Annotated in this window: 21 protein-coding genes; 13 read left to right on the top strand and 8 right to left on the bottom strand. The window is 42.7% G+C overall.

Annotated elements, in window-relative coordinates; translation table 11 throughout:
* On the top strand, positions 1-423 hold the full coding sequence (locus AC3IT7_RS11145) for a DUF6691 family protein (protein WP_489248517.1): 423 nt from the start codon (positions 1-3) through the stop codon (positions 421-423).
* Entirely contained in the window at positions 420-1,295 is an 876-nt protein-coding gene (locus AC3IT7_RS11140) for an MBL fold metallo-hydrolase (RefSeq protein WP_475655293.1), read from the top strand. Before AC3IT7_RS11145 ends, AC3IT7_RS11140 begins: the two co-directional genes overlap by 4 nt.
* Before the next feature lie 185 nt (positions 1,296-1,480).
* Here AC3IT7_RS11140 and AC3IT7_RS11135 read toward each other — a convergent pair whose 3' ends face one another.
* Positions 1,481-1,978, bottom strand: a complete 498-nt coding sequence (locus AC3IT7_RS11135) for a Dps family protein (RefSeq protein WP_489248516.1) — start codon at positions 1,976-1,978, stop codon at positions 1,481-1,483.
* Positions 1,979-2,759: 781 nt separating this feature from the next.
* Here AC3IT7_RS11135 and katE point away from each other — a divergent pair.
* From katE to AC3IT7_RS11100, 7 genes are all read left to right on the top strand, one after another.
* On the top strand, positions 2,760-4,883 hold the full coding sequence (katE, locus tag AC3IT7_RS11130; protein WP_475655291.1) for a catalase HPII: 2,124 nt from the start codon (positions 2,760-2,762) through the stop codon (positions 4,881-4,883).
* Positions 4,884-4,943: 60 nt separating this feature from the next.
* The gene (locus AC3IT7_RS11125; RefSeq protein WP_489248515.1) at positions 4,944-5,153 is read left to right on the top strand and encodes a hypothetical protein; all 210 of its coding nucleotides are present in this window, start codon (positions 4,944-4,946) and stop codon (positions 5,151-5,153) included.
* Positions 5,154-5,204: 51 nt separating this feature from the next.
* Positions 5,205-6,191: an acyl-CoA dehydrogenase gene (locus AC3IT7_RS11120; RefSeq protein WP_489248514.1), complete on the top strand. Its 987-nt coding sequence runs from the start codon at positions 5,205-5,207 to the stop codon at positions 6,189-6,191.
* Positions 6,179-6,964: a PIG-L deacetylase family protein gene (locus tag AC3IT7_RS11115; protein ID WP_489248513.1), complete on the top strand. Its 786-nt coding sequence runs from the start codon at positions 6,179-6,181 to the stop codon at positions 6,962-6,964. The genes AC3IT7_RS11120 and AC3IT7_RS11115 overlap by 13 nt, the downstream gene beginning before the upstream one ends.
* Entirely contained in the window at positions 6,954-7,568 is a 615-nt protein-coding gene (locus AC3IT7_RS11110) for a class I SAM-dependent DNA methyltransferase (protein WP_489248512.1), read from the top strand. Before AC3IT7_RS11115 ends, AC3IT7_RS11110 begins: the two co-directional genes overlap by 11 nt.
* A complete protein-coding gene (locus AC3IT7_RS11105) occupies positions 7,565-8,278 on the top strand; it encodes a glycosyltransferase family 2 protein (RefSeq protein WP_489248511.1) in 714 nt (237 codons plus the stop codon). Before AC3IT7_RS11110 ends, AC3IT7_RS11105 begins: the two co-directional genes overlap by 4 nt.
* A gap of 205 nt (positions 8,279-8,483) precedes the next feature.
* A complete protein-coding gene (locus tag AC3IT7_RS11100; RefSeq protein WP_489248510.1) occupies positions 8,484-9,731 on the top strand; it encodes an MFS transporter in 1,248 nt (415 codons plus the stop codon).
* 30 nt (positions 9,732-9,761) lie between these two features.
* On the opposite strand, the gene AC3IT7_RS11095 is transcribed toward AC3IT7_RS11100, so the two are convergent.
* From AC3IT7_RS11095 to AC3IT7_RS11085, 3 genes are all read right to left on the bottom strand, one after another.
* A complete protein-coding gene (locus AC3IT7_RS11095) occupies positions 9,762-11,195 on the bottom strand; it encodes an alpha,alpha-trehalose-phosphate synthase (UDP-forming) (RefSeq protein WP_489248509.1) in 1,434 nt (477 codons plus the stop codon).
* The gene (otsB, locus tag AC3IT7_RS11090; protein ID WP_489248508.1) at positions 11,152-12,033 is read right to left on the bottom strand and encodes a trehalose-phosphatase; all 882 of its coding nucleotides are present in this window, start codon (positions 12,031-12,033) and stop codon (positions 11,152-11,154) included. The genes AC3IT7_RS11095 and otsB overlap by 44 nt, the downstream gene beginning before the upstream one ends.
* 1,081 nt (positions 12,034-13,114) lie before the next feature.
* A complete protein-coding gene (locus AC3IT7_RS11085) occupies positions 13,115-13,309 on the bottom strand; it encodes a hypothetical protein (RefSeq protein ID WP_225552955.1) in 195 nt (64 codons plus the stop codon).
* Between the two features lie 513 nt (positions 13,310-13,822).
* Between AC3IT7_RS11085 and sbmA the strand changes: the two genes are divergently transcribed.
* Both sbmA and AC3IT7_RS11075 read left to right on the top strand, forming a co-directional pair.
* On the top strand, positions 13,823-15,016 hold the full coding sequence (sbmA, locus tag AC3IT7_RS11080) for a peptide antibiotic transporter SbmA (RefSeq protein ID WP_489248507.1): 1,194 nt from the start codon (positions 13,823-13,825) through the stop codon (positions 15,014-15,016).
* Positions 15,017-15,637: 621 nt separating this feature from the next.
* Positions 15,638-16,651, top strand: a complete 1,014-nt coding sequence (locus AC3IT7_RS11075; RefSeq protein WP_489248506.1) for a hypothetical protein — start codon at positions 15,638-15,640, stop codon at positions 16,649-16,651.
* Positions 16,652-16,669: 18 nt separating this feature from the next.
* On the opposite strand, the gene AC3IT7_RS11070 is transcribed toward AC3IT7_RS11075, so the two are convergent.
* On the bottom strand, positions 16,670-16,897 hold the full coding sequence (locus tag AC3IT7_RS11070; protein ID WP_489248505.1) for a hypothetical protein: 228 nt from the start codon (positions 16,895-16,897) through the stop codon (positions 16,670-16,672).
* 225 nt (positions 16,898-17,122) lie between these two features.
* Between AC3IT7_RS11070 and AC3IT7_RS11065 the strand changes: the two genes are divergently transcribed.
* Both AC3IT7_RS11065 and AC3IT7_RS11060 read left to right on the top strand, forming a co-directional pair.
* Positions 17,123-17,611, top strand: a complete 489-nt coding sequence (locus AC3IT7_RS11065) for a hypothetical protein (protein WP_489248504.1) — start codon at positions 17,123-17,125, stop codon at positions 17,609-17,611.
* A gap of 553 nt (positions 17,612-18,164) precedes the next feature.
* Positions 18,165-19,991 carry a DUF7380 domain-containing protein gene (locus AC3IT7_RS11060; RefSeq protein WP_489248503.1) on the top strand — a complete coding sequence of 609 codons (1,827 nt, stop codon included), beginning with the start codon at positions 18,165-18,167 and terminating at the stop codon, positions 19,989-19,991.
* Positions 19,992-20,020: 29 nt separating this feature from the next.
* On the opposite strand, the gene gatB is transcribed toward AC3IT7_RS11060, so the two are convergent.
* From gatB to gatC, 3 genes are read right to left on the bottom strand one after another with little or no spacing between them, the layout of a single operon-like run.
* Positions 20,021-21,496: an Asp-tRNA(Asn)/Glu-tRNA(Gln) amidotransferase subunit GatB gene (gene gatB, locus AC3IT7_RS11055; RefSeq protein ID WP_489248502.1), complete on the bottom strand. Its 1,476-nt coding sequence runs from the start codon at positions 21,494-21,496 to the stop codon at positions 20,021-20,023.
* On the bottom strand, positions 21,496-22,974 hold the full coding sequence (gene gatA, locus AC3IT7_RS11050) for an Asp-tRNA(Asn)/Glu-tRNA(Gln) amidotransferase subunit GatA (RefSeq protein WP_475655233.1): 1,479 nt from the start codon (positions 22,972-22,974) through the stop codon (positions 21,496-21,498). Before gatA ends, gatB begins: the two co-directional genes overlap by 1 nt.
* Before the next feature lie 52 nt (positions 22,975-23,026).
* A complete protein-coding gene (gene gatC / locus AC3IT7_RS11045; RefSeq protein ID WP_475655234.1) occupies positions 23,027-23,341 on the bottom strand; it encodes an Asp-tRNA(Asn)/Glu-tRNA(Gln) amidotransferase subunit GatC in 315 nt (104 codons plus the stop codon).
* Positions 23,342-23,447 lie beyond the last annotated feature (106 nt).

The following is a 23,447-nucleotide window of genomic DNA, read 5'->3' as shown; positions in this document are numbered from 1 at the left end:
ATGAAAAATCTGCTGGCATTTTTATTGGGTGGTTTATTCTCGGTCGGCTTGATGATTTCGGGTATGGCCAATCCTGAAAAAGTTCTGGATTTTCTCGATATTTTTGGTGACTGGGACCCGAGTCTGGCTTTTGTGATGCTGGGCGCAATTCTGATCGCTTTTATTCCTTTCCAGAAAGCCAAACGCAATCCGGCAGCAAAAACTGTATTTGATGAACCGATCCAGTTACCGACCAATCAGCGCATTGACCCTAAACTGGTGAGCGGTAGTCTGATTTTCGGTATCGGCTGGGGCATTGCCGGTATTTGTCCCGCACCCAGTTTGACCCTCATTGGTTTAGGTCATTATCAGGCGCTTTACTTTATTATTGCCATGCTGGTCGGGGTATGGATTCATCGTCAATGGGCAGGAGCATCAGCATGAAGACTAAGGCGGTAATTCAAGATTTTTTTCATGAAGATACCCATACCTTTAGCTATGTGATCAGTGATCCGGCTACAGGAAAGTGTGCCGTGATTGACAGTGTACTGGATTATGATGCTGCCTCTGCCAGTACCTCGACCACGCATGCGGATCAGATTATAAACTATATACGACAGCAGGGTCTTGAGGTTGAATGGATTCTGGAAACCCATGTCCATGCCGATCATCTGACTGCAGCCCAATATTTGCAAACGCAATTGGGTGGCAAGATTGCCATGAGTCAGCATATTTCAATCGTGCAAGAAACTTTTGGCGCGATTTATCATCTGGATATGAAACAGTTTAATCTGGCGCAGCCGTTTGATTATCTGTTTGCGGATCATGAAAAATTCAACATTGGTTCATTAGCGGCATATAACATTCCGACACCGGGACATACACCGGCCTGTCTGAGCTATGTGGTCGGGGATGCAGTCTTTGTCGGCGATACCCTGTTTATGCCCGATTACGGCACCGCGCGCTGTGATTTTCCGAAGGGTAGTGCAGCAACCTTATTTGATTCGGTACAAAAACTGTATCAACTTCCGGATGAAACCCGGGTATTCCTGTGTCATGACTATTTGCCGGAAAGCCGTGATCATTTTGTCTGTGAAACCGATATTCAGACTCAAAAACAGCACAATATTCATATTCACACGGGTACAGCCAAAGCTGAATTTATCGAGATGCGCCAGCAACGCGATGCCAGACTGAGTATGCCAAAACTGATTTTACCGGCAATTCAGATCAATATGCGTGGCGGGCAATTTCCTGAAGCTGAAGCAAATGGTGTCTGCTATCTAAAACTGCCACTGAATTATTTTCATGCCTGATTTTTTAGTAAGCTGCTAGTGAAAAGAGGATGTACACGCTTGTATACATCCTCAAAATTTTAATGCTGTTTTTGAGCGCTTTTGTTTTTGAGCGCTTTTGTTTTGAGACTAATCTAAGTGGTTAGGAAAAATCCCTATTTATCCTGTTTATCAGACTCATCTCAAACCCGAATAATCCAGCTTTATTATTCCAGACTACTTCTGAGCATCCAGGCGGTTTTTTCATGTACATCCAGTCTTTGAGTCAGAAGGTCGGCTGTCGGCTGGTCATTGGCTTCTTCAATCACTGTAAAAATACTTCTGGCAGTACGCGCTACCGTTTCATGGGCATCGACCAGTAGGCGCAGCATTTCTTCAGCTTTAGGCACGCCTTCCACTTCTTTAATTGAAGTCAGTTTGACAAACTGTTTATAGGTGCCCGGCGCTGCAAAACCCAAAGCTCGGATACGTTCGGCAATCAGATCCAGCGCATTCCACTGCTCGGTATATTGGGTCATAAACATCGTATGCAGGCTGTTGAACTGCGGGCCGGTCACATTCCAGTGGAAATTGTGGGTCATTAAATACAGGGTATAACTGTCTGCCAAGAGTCTGGATAAACCGTCAACGATCTTGGCACGATCATCATGCGAAATCCCGATATCAATCTTGATTGCTTTAGATTCTTTTTTAGAAGAGGCCATGCTCTTACTCCTTGAAATTTAGCATCATGCTGGGTAATACAATAAAGTCGGATATAGTTGCAGCCTGAGTCAAAAGCAGTTTCGGTCTTGATGATAACTCTCTACTGGAAACTGGCTTCAAGCATGCATTTGGACAGGCTGAAAGATTTAAGTATTTATAACTTATAGATATTAGATCAATATAACAGCAGGAAGTTTAGTCATTGTGTATAGCCTGCCCAAAGCATTGTAATTTCAGCATGCGATGTATTTTAATCTTGTTTAGGGATTTATCTGCAATTGTCCAGACAGGTTTTACACGCTTAAAAATCCCAGCTATTTCAGAGTCGAAACATTCTGCTCCTGCAGGGCCATATATTTAAAGGCACAATCACATATTACGAAACAGGTCTGGTATTACAAAATATCCGCTATTTTATTTTTATATTTTTAAAATCAATGAGATGTTTAAATAGACTAAGCTATAAAAAACTTCTGGTTTATAAAAAATAACACAACGCTGCCTTAATTAAACAAGGCACTACAAAGAATAATAAACCTCTTTCCTAAATACAGTTATGTTAGGACACAGGCGAGATCAACAACAATATCCCAGAAGAGCAAAAAACTCTCCTAGTCACAACACTCAGATGAAGTGCTGCCCTGAGACAGGATCGGCTGTCGCAGGTCGACTTGCGGGATTAATTTTATTGGTCAGCCCATGTGACACATAAAAGGCTCAAGCGACTTTGAGATAGACAAAAATATCTGCACTAAACTCAATCTCAGCAAGGAAAACATCATGAAAATTAAGGCGAATAGTCCAGCCACAGGCAAAAATGGTTTAGATAAACAAAATACCAATAAAAAGAGTGAGCAGCTTGACGCGTACCGTAGTGATTCGGCCGAGCAGACACTCACCACCAATCAGGGTGTTAAAATTTCAGACAACCAGAACAGCCTTAAAGCAGGTGTTCGTGGTGCGACTTTAATGGAAGATTTTATTCTCCGTGAAAAGATCACACATTTTGACCATGAGCGTATTCCAGAGCGTATCGTACATGCGCGTGGTGTGGGCGCACATGGTTTTTTTGAAGCGTATCCTGGCAATGAAAAGTGGACCAAAGCAGGGTTTTTGACAAATGCCAGTCAACAGACGCCGGTATTTGTGCGCTTTTCTACGGTACAGGGACCACGTGGTTCGGCAGATACAGTACGTGATATCCGGGGTTTTGCGACCAAGTTCTATACCGATGAAGGTAACTTTGACCTGGTGGCCAATGATGCCCCGGTGTTCTTTATTCAGGACGGGATCAAGTTCCCGGATTTTGTGCATGCTTTAAAGCCTGAGCCACAAACTGAAATTCCAACCGGTGCTTCGGCGCATGATACCTTCTGGGATTTTGTCTCCTTGGTGCCTGAATCTGCACATGCGGTAATGTGGGCCATGTCGGATCGTGCCATTCCACGTAACTTGCGCTCCATTCAAGGTTTCGGTGTGCATACGTTCCGCCTGATCAATGCTGAAAATAAAGCGGTATTTGTGAAGTTCCACTGGACACCGAAACAGGGTCTGACCCAGCTGGTCTGGGATGAAGCCCAGAAACTGGCAGGTAAAGATCCGGACTTCCATCGTCGTGATCTGTATGAAGCCATTGCTTCCGGGAACTATCCTGAATGGGAACTGGGCGTACAGATCGTTGCCGAAGAAGACGAAATGAAATTTGACTTCGACCTGCTGGATGCTACCAAGATTATTCCGGAAGAGCTGGTGCCAGTCACGCCGATTGGCCGCATGGTACTGAACCGGAATGTCGATTATTTCTTTGGTGAAACCGAGCAGGTGGCATTCTGTCCGGGGCATGTGGTTCCGGGTATCGACTTTACCAATGACCCGCTGTTGCAGGCACGACTGTTTTCTTATACCGACACTCAGCTCAGCCGCCTAGGTGGGCCGAACTTCCATCAGATCCCAATCAACAAGCCGGTTTGTCCATTCCACAATAATCAGCGTGACGGTTTGCATCAGCGTATTGTACATACTGGTCAGGCCAACTATGAGCCAAATTCGATTGATGATAACTGGCCGGCTGAAGCGCCAGGTGCCACTCAGGCAGGTGGCTTTGAAAGCTATCAGGAGCGTATCGACGGGCATAAAATCCGCCAGCGCAGCGAATCATTCAATGATCACTTTAGCCATGCGAGAATTTTCTATCAAAGCCAGGCACCGCATGAGCAGAAGCATATTATCGATGCCTATGTATTTGAACTCGGCAAGGTTCAACGTGAATATATTCGCGAGCGTGAAGTGCTTGAAGTATTGTGCAATATCGATCTGACTTTGGCACAGCAAGTTGCAGATCAGTTGGGCATTGAAATTCCTGCAGAGAAAAAAGCCGCGAAACTGCCACAGGTACAAATTTCGCCACGCCTATCATTTGAAGCATTCAAACCTGCCGATATTAAGGCGCGTAAAATCGCAATCCTGGCACATCCAAAAGCCAATCAGGCCAGTATCAAGGCGGTGCAGACCTGGGCAGAAGCGGAAGGTGCCGTGGCCGATGTGCTGACACCAAAACCGGGCCCGGTACTTGGCCAGCAAGGCGAAGTTATTCCTTCAGATGGCATGCAAAAAGCAGAACCATCAATTGCTTATGATGCCGTGGTGGTGGTTGATGGTGATAACTATGATCTGGTCTTGAAAGATGGCGTAGCCACCCATTATCTGCTGGAAGCGTATAAACACCTGAAACCGATTATCTTCCTGGGAGATAAAGGCCAGCTGATTGAAGACCTGCGCTTGATCAGTGATGAAGGAACTTTGGCGCATGAACAGTTTGAAGCAGTACAAGACAGCTTCAAGACCCTGATCATGAATCACCGTGTCTGGGCGCGTGAACTGATTGCAGAAAGTATTCCTGCCTAAAGTGGCGCAGGATAGAGGCTTAGGTCTCTATCCTGCCGATTTATAAACTGGATGAATGATATGGTAAGACCGGATGCCAAAAAGTTATTGGCACACGCACAGCAACTCACATGGACTCAGGCACAGGATATTTATTTAATCGAGCATAACTATTTACCCATCAATGAATTGATGCAGGCGCTGGGTGTCAGTGAAGAAGAGATTAACGCACGCCGTCGCATATTAGGACTGACCACACGCTTAAAACAGATGAGAAAGCTTTCCCATTAACTGACTTTAAAAACACAACAACAGTGCCGTATTTTATCAGGAAGAGCATGCATGAACCTCGGTTCAATATTACAAAGATTTGAAGACTCTCCTTTGGAGCCAGAAGAAAAAATTTATACGACCCTGATGCAGCTGGTGTCGATATCTGATCAGGTTCCATATCCTGCATCCGGAGCGACACTGAAACGCTGGCAAATCCTGAGTCAGGTTTCTGCCAGCAGTTTGAGCCTGGGCAAATTGTTTGAATCGCATCTAGATGCTTTAGCCATTCTGCATGAACTCCATATTCCGGCAGATCCCAAAGAATTATGGGCTGTCTGGGCGGCAGAAGGCGGACCTCAGCCTTTAAGATGGCAGGCAGGCAAACTGAGTGGTGTTAAACCCTGGTGTTCTGCCTCGGTCTGGGTGCAACACGGTCTGCTGACTTATCGTGATGAGCAGCAGCAATCCCAGTTGCTGATTCTGGATTTGCAACAACCTACCGGTATTCAGCATCATCAGGAGCATTGGCATGCGGTGGGCATGCAACATACCTTGACTGCCCAAATGGAGCTGGATCAGGTCAATGCTGAAAAAGTCGCAGCTCCAAATGCTTATCTGTATCGCGCAGGCTTCTGGCATGGCGCCGCCGGCGTGGCTGCATGCTGGTATGGGGCAACTGTCCGACTGGCCGAATATTTAAAACAGGCTGTCTTGTTGAAACCGCATGCATTTAAGGCCATGTATCTTGGAGAGATCAGCCGGGAGCTTTTAGCGACACAGGCCTTGTTCTATCAGGTTGCAGATTTAATAGACCAGCAGCCTAAATTCCCTCATCAGTTGCAGATTCAGGCCTTACGTGCCCAGGTTGAAGCGACTGCCTTAAACGTACTGACTCAGGTGGGAAAAGCGCTTGGCGCAGCACCATTTTGTGGACATCCGCATTTTGCCCGACTTGCCGCCGACCTGCCGGTCTTTATTCGTCAGAGCCATGCGGCATTTGATCTGGAACGAATTGGCGAATTGAGTGCGCAGGAGGAAGAATTATGGACATTATAAGGCACGAGATAGTCGGAGACCGTGTTATTCAGGGCCAAGGTACGCAAGTCGAAGAGTGGCGCTCCTGCCAGATTTTGCAACAGATGCCTGAATTTGATATTCCCGGCGTTATTCCAGCAGATGCCAGAGTCTGTATTGTTGCCCCGCATCCTGATGATGAAATTCTGGGCTGTGGCGGCCTGATTCAGCGTCTGGATAAATTAGGCTATCAAATAGTACTTTTCGCCGTCACCAATGGTACGGCCAGCCATCCAGGTTCAAGCCTGTATAGTCCAGAAGAACTGAACCAGATTCGCCCGGCTGAAACGCGGGCAGCTTTGCAAGCATTGGCCTTGAAACAGAATATTCTGCGGATTGCACTGGATATTCAGGATGGCCGGGTCGCACAACAGCGGGACTTGTTAAAACAGCAGCTGCAATCTTATTTGCAGCCCAATGATGTACTGATTACTACCTTTGTGCATGATGGACATCCAGATCATGAAATTACCGGACAGATGGTGCAGCAGCTGGCGACAGAGCTGCATTTATCCTGTATTCAGGTCTTGATCTGGGCCTGGCATTGGGCTACTCCTGGAGATACCCGAATTCCCTGGGCGGTCGCTCATCAACTCAAGTTAAGCGATGAAGAATTGCAATATAAGTCTCGTGCTGCACGATGCTTTGCAAGCCAGATCGAGCTTGACCCGACCATAGAACAGCCGCCTATTCTGCCAGAGCAGGCATTACAACGTATTTTACAGCCCTGGGAGGTGTATCTGTATGAACAGTAAGACCGCCTATGATCAGGAGTATTTTGATGCCTTGTATGCATTGAACCAGGGGGACCCCTGGCAATATGAACAACGCTGGTATGAACAGCGCAAACGGCAGATTTGTCTGGCTGTCTTACCACAATTGCACTTTGCTTCTGCGATTGAAATTGGTTGCAGTAATGGCATGTTCAGTCAGCAACTGGCAGAGCGCACAGATAGTTTAATGTGTCTGGATGCGAACAGTACTGCTGTGCAACTGGCTCAACAGCGCCTGCACGCCTATCCGCATGTACAGGTGTTACAGCGTGTGGTGCCAACGGACTTGCCACAACAGAAATTTCAGCTGATTGTGGTCAGTGAGATTTTATATTATCTGGATGCGACTGCATTAGAGCAGGTGCTGGCATGGTTAAATACTGCACTCGAACCGGGTGGATGTATTTTGAGTTGTCACTGGCGCGCACCAATTTCAGGCTTCAGTTTAAATGGTGAAGATGTACACCGACATTTAACAGCCCAGTTAAAATACGCGCATAGTCTCAGCGTACAGGATTCGGATTTTCTGGTAGATCTATGGCTGAATTCAACCCGGTCGGTAGCAGAGCAGGAGGGCTTAAAATGAAGAAAATCGGTGTGGTCATTCCTGCCTGTAATGAAGAAGCCTATATTGAACGTTGCCTGTTGGCATTAAAATCTGCACAACTTTATTTCGCACAGTATTTTGAAAAATCAGCAGTTCTGCCCGAGATCAAGATTGTGGTGGTTTTAGATAGCTGCACCGATGCTACTGCAAGCAAGGTTCAGCAACTGGGTATTCAGGCGATTGCCGGTCATTTTCAAAATGTAGGAAAGGCACGGCATTTGGGTATTCAGCAGATGATCGAGCAGGGCTGTGACTGGATTTGTTGCACCGATGCCGATTCTTTTGTACAGCGTGACTGGTTTCAGGTCATGTTGCAGCATCAACCGACTGATGCTATTTGTGGGGTGGTCGATCTAGATGAATGGGGGCATTTAAGCGCACTGACCCGTCAGGCTTATCTGAATCACTATCAGGACAAGATGGATCATCGGCATATTCATGGTGCGAATTTATGTTTTAAAACCGAGTCTTATTTACAGGTAAAAGGTTTTCAACACCTGGACTGTCATGAAGATGTCGATTTTATTCGCCGCCTAGAGCAGGTGGGGGCAAAGATCACCTGGTCGAATCAGCTCAGAGTGACTACCAGCAGTCGACTGAACTCAAAAACAGCAGCAGGTTTTGCACATTTTCTACAAAATCTGGAGCTTAAACAGACTGCTAAAAAACCGATCAGCCTTTGCAAATAAAACTATAAAACTATAAATTTTATACAATCAGACACTTGTAAAAAATCTTAAAATTCGTGCCTAAAAGCTATTCCATTTAAAATTATTCTGTTTATAATTCACGCAAATTAAGCCCCGCCTACTTATACATTTTAGCTATAAGTCTGTGGGGTTTTTCTATGGATGATCGGTAATGGATGCCTGAGCCTTCTTTTTAGGTAATACAATGTTTAATCAAACTCTGCTTTCTCGAATTCAGTCTCCATCACCACATCTATGGCAGAAAGTTGCGACTGCATTATGCTTCTTTAGCCTGGGTTTTAGCACCGCCGCCTGGGCGCCGTTAATTCCCTATGCACAGCAGCGCCTGTTACTCAATCATGCAGACTTTGGCCTGTTATTGCTGTGTGCCGGCATCGGGTCAATGCTGGCGATGCCACTGGCAGGCCGACTTGCCAATACATTAGGCTGCCGTGCGGTACTTGGCGTGGTTTTAACAGCATTTTTATTTATTCTGCCTGCCTTGGCTTATAGCCCAAATCATTTAATGATGGCGATCAGCCTGTTTTTCTTTGGGGCCAGTGCCGGTGCTTTGGGGGTGACGGTCAATATTCAGGCTGCACAGGTTGAGAAAAAACTCGGTAAAAGCCTGATGTCCGGTTTTCATGGCGTATGTAGCCTAGGTGGCTTGGCTGGTGTGCTGGGCATGACCACGTTAATGGGATTCGGTTTGGCTCCCTTAACTGGCGCGGTTATTGTTAGTGCGATTCTGCTACTGATTGCATTTTTGGTTATTCCTTTTAGCCTGGGAACTGAGTCAAAAACAGCGACAGAAGACCTCTCATCATCAGCACAACCTGCGAAAAAAGCAGCTCCAACCTGGGCGATTTTAGGGATTGGCCTGATCTGTTTTGTGGCGTTCCTGTCCGAAGGCGCAGCGATGGACTGGAGTGGTATTTATCTTGCCAGCCAGTTTAATTTACCAGCGGCTCAAACTGGTTTGGCTTATAGCTTCTTTGCTGCCTTGATGGTGCTGGGACGTTTCAGCGGGCATCTCATTATTCAGCAATTTGGCGAAAAAAATACCATTCTGCTGAGTGCAATTCTGGCTGCAACCGGTTTATTGACTGTGGTCTTTGCACCCGTTTGGCAAGTGGTATTACTGGGCTATGCCATTCTTGGTCTGGGCAGTGCCAATATTGTACCGTTGATGTTCTCACGTGCAGGCCGTCAGAAAACCTTGGCTTCACATGTAGCCTTGTCCTATGTTTCGGTATTTGCCTATACAGGTTCACTGATCGGGCCGGCACTGGTCGGTTTCGGCAGTGAAATTATTGGTCTGAGTCTGGTCTTTAGTGTCATTGCGATGGGTCTATTCAGCATTGTGATCTTGAATCATCTGACTGCAGATCCCAAAGAAGTACAACCAGCCAAAGACCTTATTTCTCCTTTGCAAAATGAAACACCAGCATAATGCTGGTGTTTTTTTTCGATGGTTGTTTGTTTAGGCATGTACATTAAACTGGGTGGAAATTCCTGAGGCCACCGGACGATAAATCCGTACACTCTGCGATTTTTTCAAGTCAGTAATAAACTGATCACGCCAGCGAATAATGTCAAAGTTTTTCAAGCCTTGACTTAAATAACGATAACGTTCCAAACGTTCGGACTTCGACATGCGCAGCGCTTTTTTCAAGGCTTTGGACATGCTCTCATGTTCATAAGGATCGACCAGCAAGGCTTCCTTCATTTGTTCAGCAGCCCCTGCATATTTGGATAAAATCAATACTCCCGGATCGAGTGGATTCTGTGCTGCAATATATTCCTTGGCCACCAGATTCATACCATCCCGGATCGAGTTTACCCAGCAAATGTCTGCCTTGCGATACAGCTGCATCAAGGCCTCATGACCTAAAGTTTCATAGCTACAATTGAAAGGTTGCCAGTCTGCTGTGCCATGCTGGGTATTGAGTTCATGGACAGCAGATTGGAATTGCTCATACAGGTTTTTATAGGTTTTGACATCCAGTCGGCATGGGCAGGCGATTTGCAGTTGCTGAAACTGGTTTTTAAATTCGGGCTGATCTTCCAGCAAGCCTTGCAAAGCGCCGATTTTTTCGAGCAAGCCTTTACTGTAATCAATCCGGTCGACTGAAATAATGCTTTTATAAGGACGGACTGTCTCGAGATCAAAAGGCAATTTACTGAGTTGACTATCAGCCGCCTGATCTTGCAGTTGAACGGGATGCACTCCAATTGGATAGCATTTCACATAAATCCGTCTTGACTGGTAATTCAGGATTTCATCATGACGATGCTTGATTTTTAAGCTCTGTTCCAGAAAGTGGATACAGTTTTTCTGATCACGCGGGGTTTGGAATCCGAGTACATCAAAGTGGGCCAGATGATGTGCCAGATCCTGATGGGTAGCTAAAGTCTGCCAGAGTTTGAGCTCAGGAAATGGAATATGCAGGAAGAAACCAATACGGTTACGCATACCCAGTTTTCGGCAATAATGCGCCACGCTCAAAAAATGGTAATCATGAATCCAGATGATATCATGAGGAGAGGCGACCTGTTTCAGATGCTTGGCAAAGCGTAAATTCACATCCTTATAGGTTTTAAAATCTTGGGGCTGATAATCGACAAGTTGCGGCTGGTCATGCATCAGCGGCCATAAGGTATTATTGGCAAAACCACAATAAAAACCCTGATACTGAGATTCTGTCAATGGACTCGTATGATATTCAACATTCTGATGTTTGAGGATTTGAAATTTCTGCTCTTTGTTCTGGTCAACTCGGGATCCATTCCAGCCGACCCAGATACCACCTATATCCTGCAAAGCATCTTGCAATGCAACCGCTAAACCACCTGCCTGGGTATTGCCTGGGTTAGGTAGATTCACACGATTTGATAACACGATGAGTTTCGACATGTGATTGCTCCAATAATTGTTGTTGTTGTGCTTTGAATATTGTTAAAAGCTCGGTTAAAAAAGCCTGTACCTGGGTGACGTTTTCGAGCCGATGTTGTGCCACGGTGCTGCCAGCGCCAACTTTAATCGAGCAGCCTTTTAATGTATTGATCACCTGAAATCCGGCTTCATCGGTCAGGTCATCTCCGATAAAAATGGGGTAATGATCACGTAATTGAGAGTGCTGGGTAATTGTTTGAATAGCTGAACCCTTGTTGGCACCTTTGGGTACCAGCTCAAACACAAATTTCCCGGCCTTGAGTTCAAATGCTTGAAAATGGGTAAGACAATCCAAGGCAAAAGTATGTACCGCAGCTTCTAAAGATGGATGTTCACGAAAATGCAGTGCAACTGAATAGTCTTTGATTTCTATTCGAACCTGAGGTAGCTCAGCACCATGTTCGGCAATATAATTTTTTAATAACTCAAGTTCTTCAGAATTTAAATTAATTAAATTGCTTAAATGCGATTGATAGCGTAATTCCAGACCGTGAGAGCCAGCAATATTCCAGTCGAAGGGATAAATAAGTTGTTGGGCTTGTACAATAGAGCGGCCAGTCACCAATACCAGTTCAATATATTGTTGTAACTCTTTTAGGGTATTTAAGGTTTCGGCTTTAATTATACTTTTTGCCGGATCTGGATGGAATTCTGAAATGGTTCCATCAATATCGAGAAATAAAACAGTTTTATCAGAATAAATCACCGGGTTGAGCTGAGTTAAAATTACTTGCGGTAATATATAAGGAGATTCAAGCAGTGAATCTTCTGTACCTTGATCAGCTTGTGGAGCGGACATAAATTCTACCTAAGTGGTTGAAATAAAGATAGTTTAAATTTTAAAACTGCCTGATTGATTTTTGATCTAATAAATTTATAGCATATTTCACTTAACAGACCGGCTTTAGGTGCAGAAAAGAAACACTTCTAACAACTACAGTTACTTTGTAAAATTTAGACATGATTTTTAAAAACTACGATTATGTTTAAAAAAATTAAAGATAAATTCTGATGATTGATGACTAAATTATTTAGGTAAAGGTGTATTTTCTGGATATTTAAAAGATAATAAAATCATGCTGAGTGCTGATAGTTTAATAAATATTTTCATCATTATATATTTTAAAAACCTGATTTTATTTTAAAAATATCTTTGATTTTAAATATAAGTAGCATCGATTAACTTTTATAATTTTAATTAAATTGGATCATTTAATAAATTGATTAACCCTGTTCTGGATATATTGAATAATTTTCAAGCTTTTGAAAGTACTAAATTTTTAAAAATATGAGAGAGTATAAAAAAGGAAATACGCACAGCTAGGGAGATGAATTTTTTTATCGTATAGATCTCTTTAAATGGATATTTGCGTACTTGTATATTCCTTGAATTTCTTTGGAATTAATTTCAGGTTTCAATTTCTGATTTCCAGATAGATGATTTTATCATTTGGTATAAAAAAATTATTTGAGCAGAATGATTGATTCGATTTCTTGGCGTTAAATCATCAGAATATTCCACTTTTAAGATGGAAGAATATTAGCTCATTGAAGTTGAGCTAAACAGAAAATCTGTTATGAGTAAGCATCTTCAAGCGAGTACAACTTGCACAAAATTAAAAAACTGCTGTTAATAGATGCAATCAAGATAAATAATTTAAGTGAAATTTCACTTATCAAGGCATTTTTCTCAATGAGTGCTGATTCAAACAGCTTGAAACTCTTTGGATCAAGAAGCGATTGAATTTTGAGGAAGTAAGGAAAGCAGCATGGTCGAGTTAGACAGGGAGTCAATTCAGGGTCATATCATTTAAATATGCAACTAGAAGTCAAAAAGCTGCGACAGATACAACCCGTCTATACAAACTGGGGGAAAGGACTTAGAGTTCTCGCCACACTTCATTTTCATCTTTTAGAGGAATGGTAAAGTTAAAGTCATCATCATTGCTTACTAAAAGACTGGTCGGAGTTTGCATCACTACTTTTAAAACAGTCCCTGCTTCAAAAATGATAGGGGTACAGTTTTCTTTTTCTAAGGTGATGGGCTTAAGTAATTCAATGACTGAACTTTCCATAGTTTTATTCCAAAATAAGATTACTTTTCGATGTTTAAATCATAACATGATTTCTGAAAATTTAACTATTTCTGCAAAAACTGAGAACTTGGTCAAGAACTGTTTCAGCAGAATCAACATGATTTTTTGAGATTACTATCCATAAAAAATCTGATGACTATTTGATTTAATTATTTTTTTTGTAAGATAGAAGAAGCTTATCTACTCTTGTTCAAACCGACAGGCAGTACTGATCTAAAACAGTTGAAAATATATCATATAATCAAAAAATCAGAATGAATATGTCGAGTTGGATTGCCCGACTTATCAGTGATTGATTCAGAATTGCATGGTTCATAAAAGCAAAGTACTTGAGAAAATAGATAACTATAAAGTTCTATATAGATTATGTATCGATATGTGATTTTTTACATTAAATTGAAAATTAATGCCCTAAAACATTCAAAACCTGAAAATAAGAATAAACTCTGCATGTTTTGGATGAGCAAGATCTATCAGGAGAATTAAACCAGCATGTTTAAGTCATTTTTTCCACAACCGGTCTGGTTCTTTGGCAGTCTGGTGCTGTGGTTTTTTATCAATCTCGGGCTTTGGCATAGTGGCGGATCAGGCTGGGGCACGTATCTGGGTTTAAGCCCTGGTTATCAGGATATTACGCTTCCTATTGGGGTTAGTCGTTTCTGGTCAGCCAAGTTTCTCTGGTTCTATCTGTGGTTCTTGCTTGCCACTGCGATATTTGCCCTGTTCTGGAAATGGAAAGCGCAGCATCCCTGGCAGCGCTGGTCAGTCTGGGGCTCGGCCTTTATCCTGTTTAATATCTGGTTTGGGGTACAGGTCAATGTGGTTCTAAACGAATGGTACAGTCCGTTTTATGACCAGATCCAGAAAATGCTAAGCAGTGGTGGAGGAGATGTTTCATTTCTTTATCAGGAAGCATTGACCTTCATTTATATTGCGCTGGTTTATGTCACGCTGGCGGTTTTTAACCTGTTTTTTGTCAGCCATTATGTGTTCCGTTGGCGTACCGCGATGAATAACTATTATACCGCGCATTGGGAACAATTACGGCATATTGAGGGCGCATCACAGCGTATTCAGGAAGATACCATGCGCTTTGCCAAAACGACGGAACAGCTGAGCGTTTCCCTGATTGAGGCACTGATGCTGTTAATGGCATTCCTGCCTATCCTGTATCAACTATCTAGTCATGTGAAAGTATTACCAATTGTTGGCGAAATACCGCATGCCTTAATGTGGGCTTCTATTGGCTGGGCAGTTTTGGGTACCGTTATTTTGATGGTGGTGGGGATGAAACTGCCAGGACTGGAATTTAATAACCAGAAAGTTGAGGCTGCGTACCGTAAGGAACTGGTATATGGTGAAGATCATGCCGATCGGGCTCATCCGCTTACCTTGCAAGAATTGTTTAGCCGGGTACGCTGGAATTATTTCCGTCTTTATTTTCACTATGCCTATTTCAACATGGTCCGGATCTGGTACTTGCAGCTCGACAATATTTACGGTTTATTTATTCTGTTCCCGAGTATTGCTGCAGGAACGATCACGTTGGGCTTGATGATGCAAATTCTAAATGTGTTTGGCAAGGTACGAGAGTCTTTTCAGTACCTGATTCTGTCATGGCCAACCATTATCGAATTGATGTCGATCTATAAGCGCTTAAGAGCTTTCGAATCACATCTGGATTGATATTTTCCAGGAAAGCTATTTACTTGCGAAAAGCCAAAGAACCTTCTCTTTGGCTTTTTTATATGTAAATTAGCAATAAAACGCAGTTGAAAATATTAATCTGACCGTTGGTCTGATGATCTGGCCAAATAGGCATAGAACATCCCAATATTGGGGTATTCAGGTTGCGTTTTCCTGATTAGAATCTTAAAGGCCAGCGCAGAAGATGGTGTTTAATTTCCAGCGGTTTAACGTATAAAAAGAAGAAATGTACGTTGAGGAAATTATTCTGATGTTGATCTTGTTCAGGCAAGGCGATAGAGAATAAAGTAAGTTTTACGCATGATAATAAAAATCTGTAGCATTTCCTGAAGAAGCTGCCGAAGAAGGATTCCTATCTTTCTTCGGCTTTTTAATGTGCTGTTTTTATTTATTCCTGATTCGGTTTGGTTGTTTTGTGATCGTGTTTCAAGAATGATACCTAGGTCAGCTTTCTGGGATGAAACTTGGCATACTCAGCAGAATAATGAGTGAAGCAGCACTTTATTAACTTTGAAATTTGATACTTATCAATATCTTGTGTTTGTTGTTTTATGCTATTTAGGCTATGTTATAGAGGATTTTGGGGTTGAGATATTTGCTGTGAAGCTGAAAGTAATAATTCTAATAATAGGGGCGGCTGCTTTAGCCGGATGTAATAGTATAAGCCGGCTGAAATCAGAAGTTTTACATCCTTTTGCCAGCCCTGAAGAGCTGATTGCCAAAAGAGCATTAAATCAGGCTGATGGTCGTGCGAAGGATTATATTTATCTTTGGGGACCATCACAAAAAAATAATACCACTCAGGCGATGTATCCGCGTTCGATTCTGACCCAATATTGTCATGAACAGGGCGGTAAATTTTCCCTGCTTTATAAAAGTAAATTTAGTGCTGTGGGGGATTCGGCTCAACGTAAACGTCTGAGTGTCAATCGGGGTGTATTACAGGGCAGTGGTGCCTATCAGTGTCGCATGGACGACCTGGCTGAAAGCTGGATTGTTTCGATTGAGCCGGTTGCTGAGCGCCAGATAGATAAAAGCAGCCAGAACCGCAGTGTGCAACTGTTGACCCGGGTCATGAGTAGCACAGAGGCGAGAAACTTTTATCTTGCTAGCAATAAGGCCACTATCGCTCCCCAGAAAAAGATTGCTACATCAGTAAAAACGCCTGTGGCAAAAACTACTGATCTGAAAGAGCCAGCGCGTAAAGAGCAGGAAAGGAAAGAATTGGAAAGAAAGGAACCAGAAAAGAAAGAAGCAGAGAAAAAGCCGACCGCAACCACGGTAGTGCCGGTTAGAGCTTCGCTGGCAGAAACGCCGCAACAGCAGCAGATGAAACTTTATGTCGCAGCACGCCGTGATATTAACAGTGGCAAGAACCTGAACAATGCCTGCAATAATGCGCAGCGCGCCTATAATTATGGCAAATTGCAGGGCACTGAGGGAACCCGGGTTTATACTGAATCCGGCATGCTGGTGGCACGCTGTCTGAACAGTATTCCGGCCTATGCCAACCGTTTCCCGAATGCTAAAGCTCAGGCCAAACGTATTTTGCAAAATCTGTCTGGCAACTATAATCATAGCGGTGCGAAGAATCTTTTAAGACAGCTAAAATAGATACTGCATTCAATATGCTTAATCCAGAATCCGTAGGATGCTTTTGATCCAGCAAAGAATGGGATAAAAAATCAGTCCGATCAGATTGGATAGGGCAGACGAGATCCGGCTCGGTTTGCTGGGGAGATCACGCGACTCCAGCATCCAGCTTCGAGAAGCCGGATGGATCAATAACAATACGCTCAAGCTAAAGAACAGAACCAGTCCCCAAAGAACGAGGCTGTAGAATATGTTTGTATTTATCATGATTATTTTTTTGTTTTTATTATTTTAATTTGAATCATAGCGCTAAGTTTATTTGATCGACATCATCATCTGATGAATAGCAGGATTAGGGCAGCTTTCATATTTGAATAATTTTAAATCCGGTTCAGGTTTTACAGAGTTCTATCAATATATGTCCTTTTTACATGATACAAAGAAGTTGTTTTCAGCGCCAAAATGCTGATGTCTTATTAAAAGGAAGTGGTGATGGGTTTAAAAAGTTCTTCTCGTGTACGTTCATTTTTTCTGGGTGCAATATGCCTTGGTGTCGCGCAGGTGAGCATGGCTGGCCCAACGGTCGATCAGCTCAGTGACTGTTTAGTGAAATCGACGACAGCGACCGATAAAACAACGGTGTTGCAATGGACATTTGTGGCATTGGGCAATCATCCGGATTTAAAGGCCTTTAGCAATGTGACTGCGACGCAGAAGGAAGCGCTGGATAAGAATCTGGCGACAGTGTTGCAGCGAATTTTAGTGGAGCAATGCTCAGCCCAGACTAAGGCGGTGATTCAGGCTGAAGGTTTGCAGGCTGTTGGCGATAGTTTTCAGGCTTTGGGCAAAACCACAGGTGAGGAAATTTTAAAGAATCCTGAGATCAATAATCAGCTTAAAGGCGTGCTGCGTTATATCGATTTGAATCGCTTGGTCACAACTTTTTTGACACCGGATTTGTTGAATAGGTTGGGGTTGTGAGCTGGGTTTTTTTTAATCACCTCTCCCTAGCCCTCTCTTAAAAGGAGAGGGAATATCCATTACAAAATTCATTATGGTATTTAATTAGCAATGACAGCTCCTTCTCCCACTGGGAGAAGGCGGGGGATGAGGGCTTTGGATGTGTCTCAAGTCTTCGAGTTTGGCGATGGAGGATACTTTTTTGATGGTTATGTTGTTTTTGGTGTGAAGTGTTTGGATTGATTGTATGGATAAATGTTAGGAATTTAAATAATAATCCTCTCCCTAACCCTCTCCTTTAAAAAAGGAGAGGGAACTACGTGTATCAATTTGATTACGTGACAAAGTCCCCCTTTTCAAAGGTGAGAAGCGAAGCTTCGCAAGGAGGGGGATTCTGAAATCACGAATAAAGAATTACTTTGAAAGTTGGATATATCTTAAGTCTTCGAGTTTGGAGATGGAGGATACTTTTTTGATGGTCATGTTATTTTAGTATGCGATGTATAAGTAAAGCTTTAAAAGTGGCACATTATTAATATTTAAGAAAATATTTTAGTTGATTAAGAGGGTTTTTATGTCTGAATGGAAGCAAATTGAAAAAGAATTAGAAGAATTTTCTAAAGATGGAAATTTTTATGGATATTTAAATATAAGTAATTGGTTGAACGCCAAAGTTAAAAACCTAGAAAATGGAAAACTAAAAGAAGAATTGGAATTGTATTCAAAAATTTGCTTCATGATGCTGATACCAACGAGTATGAATGAACCATTAAAAGAAAGGATGAATTTTCTTGAGTATGGGCGAAGTGCTAGACCCGAAGATTTATCAGAAGAAGAAATAGAGGTGTTGGATAAAGGCTATGAAAATTTAACTAATGCATGGTTAAAAGCGCGTGTAGCAGAAATATTATGGTTGTTAAAAAAACCTAAAAATATTAGTTGGATACAAACAGCAATCGACTCTTATTTATCAATTAAGGAAACAAAAGAAAATTGGTTTAAGGATGTCGGAATTTGCCATGAACGAGTGTTTTTTTTAGCTGCTAAATTTGGAAACAATCCAAAGGTTAATGTTGATATAGAAAAAATGAGGCTCAATAAAATAAAAATTATTTTAAATGAATGTCAGCCTAAAGACTTTGTCGTTCTAGGAATAGGAGAGATTTTAGTTAATTATGGTTTAATGGCGAATTACGAAAATCAATTAATTGTAAAATACCTTGAATTAGCTGATTTGTGTAAAGAAGATAATATTCATTTAGTTGATAGTTATTTAAAAGCAGTTATTGGTATATATGAAAATCTAAAACAATTTGATAATGCCTCTGAAATTATTATGCGACGGGCTAAACTTTATCAAAAAGAAGGCGATGAGCATTTAAAAAAAGAAATAGTAGGAGCTGTATTAGCCCAAGACTCCTATGAAAAAGCATTACAAATTATAGCGACGATACAAAGGAAGTTTCGAGGAAAATTCCAGTATGCTCAAATGGAGCAACAGTTATATGAAAAGATGCATGAAGCTGCTCAGCTATTTTTAGAAACTGCCCCTAAAATTACACATCAAGTTGATGTAAAAGGCATAATAGGATGGGTTCATACAGAACTCAGCGGTAAGGAATTTCCAATAGCTTTACATAAATTTTTGTCTATCAAACCTGCTATAAAATTGGAGGATTTGAAGAGTGAAATACTAGAAAAAAATAAAGATAAATTTTTATCTAATTTTTTTGGAGAGAAGCATTTCGCTGGGGATGCAAGAGTAGTGAGGAGGTCAACAGCACAGGGTACTGATGAGTTAAACGAAGTACAATTAGAAATACAAATGATTGCAGAATGTAAGAAGGATACAGAATTTTGGGTAAAATTTGCCCTCATAGAAGGATTTAAGATTTTACAAAGAGAGCACAATCTTAGATTAGAGGATTTTTGCCATCTATCACAATTTTCTCCGTTTATACCAGAGGATAGATCAATAGATATAGCTAGAGGATTATATTATGGATACGACGGTGATTTTTTTACATCTCTTCATTTATTAGCTCCACAGATCGAACATATTATTCGAAATCATCTTAAAAATTCAGATATTAGAACTACTTTGCTTGAAGAAGGTATAGAAACTGAGCTCAGTCTTAACGCTTTATTGAAAAAGGAAGAGACCAAAAAATTGTTTGGTGAAGGTTTGGTCATTGAGCTAAAAACAATATTTACTCATCCTAATGGTTTTAATATTAGAAATGATATTGCTCATGGTTTAGTAGGCTCAAATAGTTATGATCAGGTTGGATTTTTTTATGCATGGTATTTTTTATTAAAAATGACTTTTGTGCATTTTTGTAGAAAAGTTCAAAATTTAGATGAAGAGGACTTTCAAAATAAAATAAAAAACCCGCTCTAAAGCGGGTTTTCTTTTAAGGAAAGATCAGATCAACCAATCAATTTCTTCATTAATTCATTTACTTGAGCAGGATTCGCTTTACCTTTCGCTGCTTTCATTACTTGACCAACAAGACCGTTGAAAGCTTTCTCTTTACCAGATTTATATTCTTCAACCATCTTCTCGTTAGCAGCAAGCACGTCTTTAATAATCGCTTCAATTGCGCCTGTATCAGTTTCCTGCTTCAAGCCTTTTTCCGCAATAATTTCGTCCGCAGATTTGCCTTCATCCCACATAAAGCCGAATACTTGCTTCGCGATCTTACCGTTAATTGTGTTGTCCACAATACGCGCGATCATACCGCCAAGTTTTTCCGCAGATACAGGAGAGTCAGTCAATTCTAAACCAGCTTTGTTTAAAGCCCCTGAGAATTCACCCATCACCCAGTTTGCAGACACTTTACCTTGGGCAGCGCCGCCAGCAGCCTTAACGACTTCCTCATAAAATTCTGACATTTCACGAGTCAATGTAAGAACGTGAGCATCATATTCAGTCACACCAAAGTCAGCTACAAAACGCGCACGACGTGCCGCAGGAAGCTCAGGCATGGTTGCTTTAATCGCTTCGATTTGTTCGTCCGCAATCACCACAGGTAACAAGTCTGGATCAGGGAAGTAGCGGTAATCGTTGGCTTCTTCTTTCGAACGCATTGAACGCGTCTCCATCTTCACAGGGTCGAATAAACGCGTTTCCTGATCAATGGTGCCATCCCATTCCAGAATTTCCATTTGACGTTCAATTTCAACATTGATCGCCTGTTCAATGAAACGGAATGAGTTCAGGTTTTTCAATTCACAACGTGTACCGAACGGTTGTCCCGGACGACGTAACGATACGTTACAGTCACAGCGGAATGAACCTTCCGCCATGTTCCCGTCAGAAATACCTAACCAACGTACCAGGGTGTGAATCGCTTTAATGTAGGCAACGGCTTCTTCTACTGAACGCATATCTGGTTCAGATACGATTTCAAGCAGCGGTGTACCGGCACGGTTGAGGTCGATGCCTGACATGCCTTCAAACTGGTCATGAATCGATTTTCCGGCATCTTCTTCAAGGTGCGCACGGGTTACGCCAATGCGTTTTACTGTGCCATCTTCAAGCTGGATGTCGATATGACCCAAGCCTACAATCGGGTTATCCATCTGGCTAATTTGATAGCCTTTTGGAGAATCCGGGTAGAAGTAGTTTTTACGTGCAAACACAGACGCCTGGTCGATGTAGGCATCGATGCCCAGACCAAAGCGAATCGCAAGATCAACTACCTCTTTGTTCAATACCGGAAGTACGCCCGGCATTGCAAGGTCAACCAGGCTGGCTTGGGTATTTGGATCATTACCAAACACAGTCGATGAGCCTGAGAAAATTTTGGTATTGGTGGCAAGCTGAGTGTGAATCTCGATACCAATCACCACTTCCCAACCATCAATCAGGTTAGATTTTGGTTTAGCAGTGTTCTTAGCCATTATGCATTCTCCTCAGCAATTGCCGCGCGTTTTGTATGCCAATCGGTAGCCTGTTGATACTGATGTACCACAGACAACAATTGCGATTCTGACCAGTAATTGCCAATCAGCTGTAAGCCAACTGGCAAGTTGTTCTGGTCAAAACCAACAGGCGCGTTAATCGCAGGAAGACCTGCCAGATTGACTGCAAGCGTATAAATATCGCCTAAGTACATTTCAACTGGCGTCAGATCCGCACCGATTTTATAGGCTGTGGTTGGCGCAGAGGGTGCAGCAATCACATCGACAGACTCAAAGGCTTTGAGGAAATCTTGCTGAATCAAGCGACGTACTTTTTGTGCTTTCACATAATAAGCATCGTAATAACCTGCAGACAGGGCATAAGTTCCAATCAGGATACGACGTTGAACTTCGGCACCAAAACCTTCTGAACGTGAACGCTTGTATAGATCCATCAGGTCCACCGGATTTTCAGCACGGTAGCCATAACGCACGCCGTCAAAACGTGACAGGTTCGATGATGCTTCCGCAGGCGCGATCAGGTAGTAAGTCGGAACATAGCTTTCCGTCATGTCGAGGTCGATCTCAACCAGCGTAGCACCCATGTCTTCTAACTTTTTCAGCGATTCTTCAACACGCGCTTTCACGTCTTCGGCCAAACCGGCAACATTAAAATACTGTTTTGGAATACCGATGCGTAAACCTTTCACCGAGGTGTTATTCAGGTTCGCCACATAGTTATCAACCGCTTGATCCATCGAGGTTGAATCTTTGGCATCATGACCGGCCATGACGTTCATCAGGTAAGCACAGTCTTCTGCCGAACGCGCCATCGGGCCGCCTTGGTCCAAAGATGATGCATAGGCAATCATACCGAAACGTGATACACGGCCATAGGTCGGTTTTAAGCCTGTAAGGCCACAGAATGATGCAGGCTGACGAATAGAACCACCGGTATCTGTACCGGTGGCGAATGGTGCCAGATCGGCTGCAACAGCAGCAGCAGAGCCACCTGAAGATCCGCCAGGGACATGGCCCAGGTTCCAAGGGTTGGCCGTTGCGCCGTAGTAGGAGTTTTCAGAAGTTGAACCCATGGCGAATTCGTCCATGTTCACTTTACCCAAAGTGACCAGGCCGGCAGCTTTGCCTTTTGCGACAACGGTGGCGTCATAAGGAGAGATAAAATTGTCCAGCATTTTAGAACCGGCAGTGGTCTTGATGCCTTGGGTACAGAAAATATCTTTGTGGGCAATCGGTACACCGGTTAAAACGTTGGCGCCACCAGCACGACGTAGGGCATCTGCAGCATCGGCTTCAGCCAGAGCCTGCTCGGCGGTCACAGTCACATAGGACTTCACCTGAGCATCAATTTTTGCAATGCGCTTTAAGTAATGTTGAGTCAATTCGCGTGATGAAAACTGGGCATTTTCCAGGCCTTCACTAAGTTCACGAATCGATAAGCGATGTAAATCTGTCATGAGAAATAATTCTTTACGTTTAATTTAATAAAAAGAATGAACTGGGTAGTAATTACTCAATCACGCGCGGTACGAGGTATAAGCCATCCTGAACAGCCGGTGCAACTGCCTGGTATTGCTCACGATGATTGCTTTCTGAGACGACATCTTCACGTAGTGGCTGAGGATGGTCGAAAGGGCTCTTCAGCGGTTCAACTCCGTCGGTATTGATGCCTTTCAGGGTTTCCATCATGCCTAAAATTTTATTTAAACTTTGAGCATATTCAGCAGATTGCGTATCATTGAAAGATAACCTTGCAAGGTTGGCAATGGCTGAAACTGTTTCTGCACTTAAATCTGCAGAATGCTGTGCATCCGATGTAGACATAATATTACCTAATCAGTATTAAAAAAATTCAAATTATCATGCGTTATGATAAGCGATTGACTTGTCCAAATCATCACATTTAGTTAAAGTTGCCACCTTGCGTCCA

The organism is Acinetobacter sp. KH_038, from assembly GCF_057839405.1.
Note: the sequence above shows the minus strand (reverse complement) of the source record. Positions and strands in the feature narration are given on the sequence as shown.

Bases quoted from the DNA above. Each gene is read 5' to 3' on its own strand.
- AC3IT7_RS11110 (WP_489248512.1), top strand. From the start codon at position 6,954: ATGAACAGTAAGACCGCCTATGATCAGGAGTATTTTGATGCCTTGTAT.
- AC3IT7_RS11105 (WP_489248511.1), top strand. From the start codon at position 7,565: ATGAAGAAAATCGGTGTGGTCATTCCTGCCTGTAATGAAGAAGCCTAT.
- otsB (WP_489248508.1), bottom strand. From the start codon at position 12,033: ATGTCCGCTCCACAAGCTGATCAAGGTACAGAAGATTCACTGCTTGAA.
- AC3IT7_RS11145 (WP_489248517.1), top strand. From the start codon at position 1: ATGAAAAATCTGCTGGCATTTTTATTGGGTGGTTTATTCTCGGTCGGC.
- AC3IT7_RS11100 (WP_489248510.1), top strand. From the start codon at position 8,484: ATGTTTAATCAAACTCTGCTTTCTCGAATTCAGTCTCCATCACCACAT.
- AC3IT7_RS11095 (WP_489248509.1), bottom strand. From the start codon at position 11,195: ATGTCGAAACTCATCGTGTTATCAAATCGTGTGAATCTACCTAACCCA.
- AC3IT7_RS11135 (WP_489248516.1), bottom strand. From the start codon at position 1,978: ATGGCCTCTTCTAAAAAAGAATCTAAAGCAATCAAGATTGATATCGGG.
- katE (WP_475655291.1), top strand. From the start codon at position 2,760: ATGAAAATTAAGGCGAATAGTCCAGCCACAGGCAAAAATGGTTTAGAT.
- AC3IT7_RS11120 (WP_489248514.1), top strand. From the start codon at position 5,205: ATGAACCTCGGTTCAATATTACAAAGATTTGAAGACTCTCCTTTGGAG.
- AC3IT7_RS11065 (WP_489248504.1), top strand. From the start codon at position 17,123: ATGGGTTTAAAAAGTTCTTCTCGTGTACGTTCATTTTTTCTGGGTGCA.
- AC3IT7_RS11125 (WP_489248515.1), top strand. From the start codon at position 4,944: ATGGTAAGACCGGATGCCAAAAAGTTATTGGCACACGCACAGCAACTC.
- AC3IT7_RS11115 (WP_489248513.1), top strand. From the start codon at position 6,179: ATGGACATTATAAGGCACGAGATAGTCGGAGACCGTGTTATTCAGGGC.
- AC3IT7_RS11060 (WP_489248503.1), top strand. From the start codon at position 18,165: ATGTCTGAATGGAAGCAAATTGAAAAAGAATTAGAAGAATTTTCTAAA.
- AC3IT7_RS11085 (WP_225552955.1), bottom strand. From the start codon at position 13,309: ATGGAAAGTTCAGTCATTGAATTACTTAAGCCCATCACCTTAGAAAAA.
- AC3IT7_RS11070 (WP_489248505.1), bottom strand. From the start codon at position 16,897: ATGATAAATACAAACATATTCTACAGCCTCGTTCTTTGGGGACTGGTT.
- gatA (WP_475655233.1), bottom strand. From the start codon at position 22,974: ATGACAGATTTACATCGCTTATCGATTCGTGAACTTAGTGAAGGCCTG.
- gatC (WP_475655234.1), bottom strand. From the start codon at position 23,341: ATGTCTACATCGGATGCACAGCATTCTGCAGATTTAAGTGCAGAAACA.
- gatB (WP_489248502.1), bottom strand. From the start codon at position 21,496: ATGGCTAAGAACACTGCTAAACCAAAATCTAACCTGATTGATGGTTGG.
- AC3IT7_RS11140 (WP_475655293.1), top strand. From the start codon at position 420: ATGAAGACTAAGGCGGTAATTCAAGATTTTTTTCATGAAGATACCCAT.
- sbmA (WP_489248507.1), top strand. From the start codon at position 13,823: ATGTTTAAGTCATTTTTTCCACAACCGGTCTGGTTCTTTGGCAGTCTG.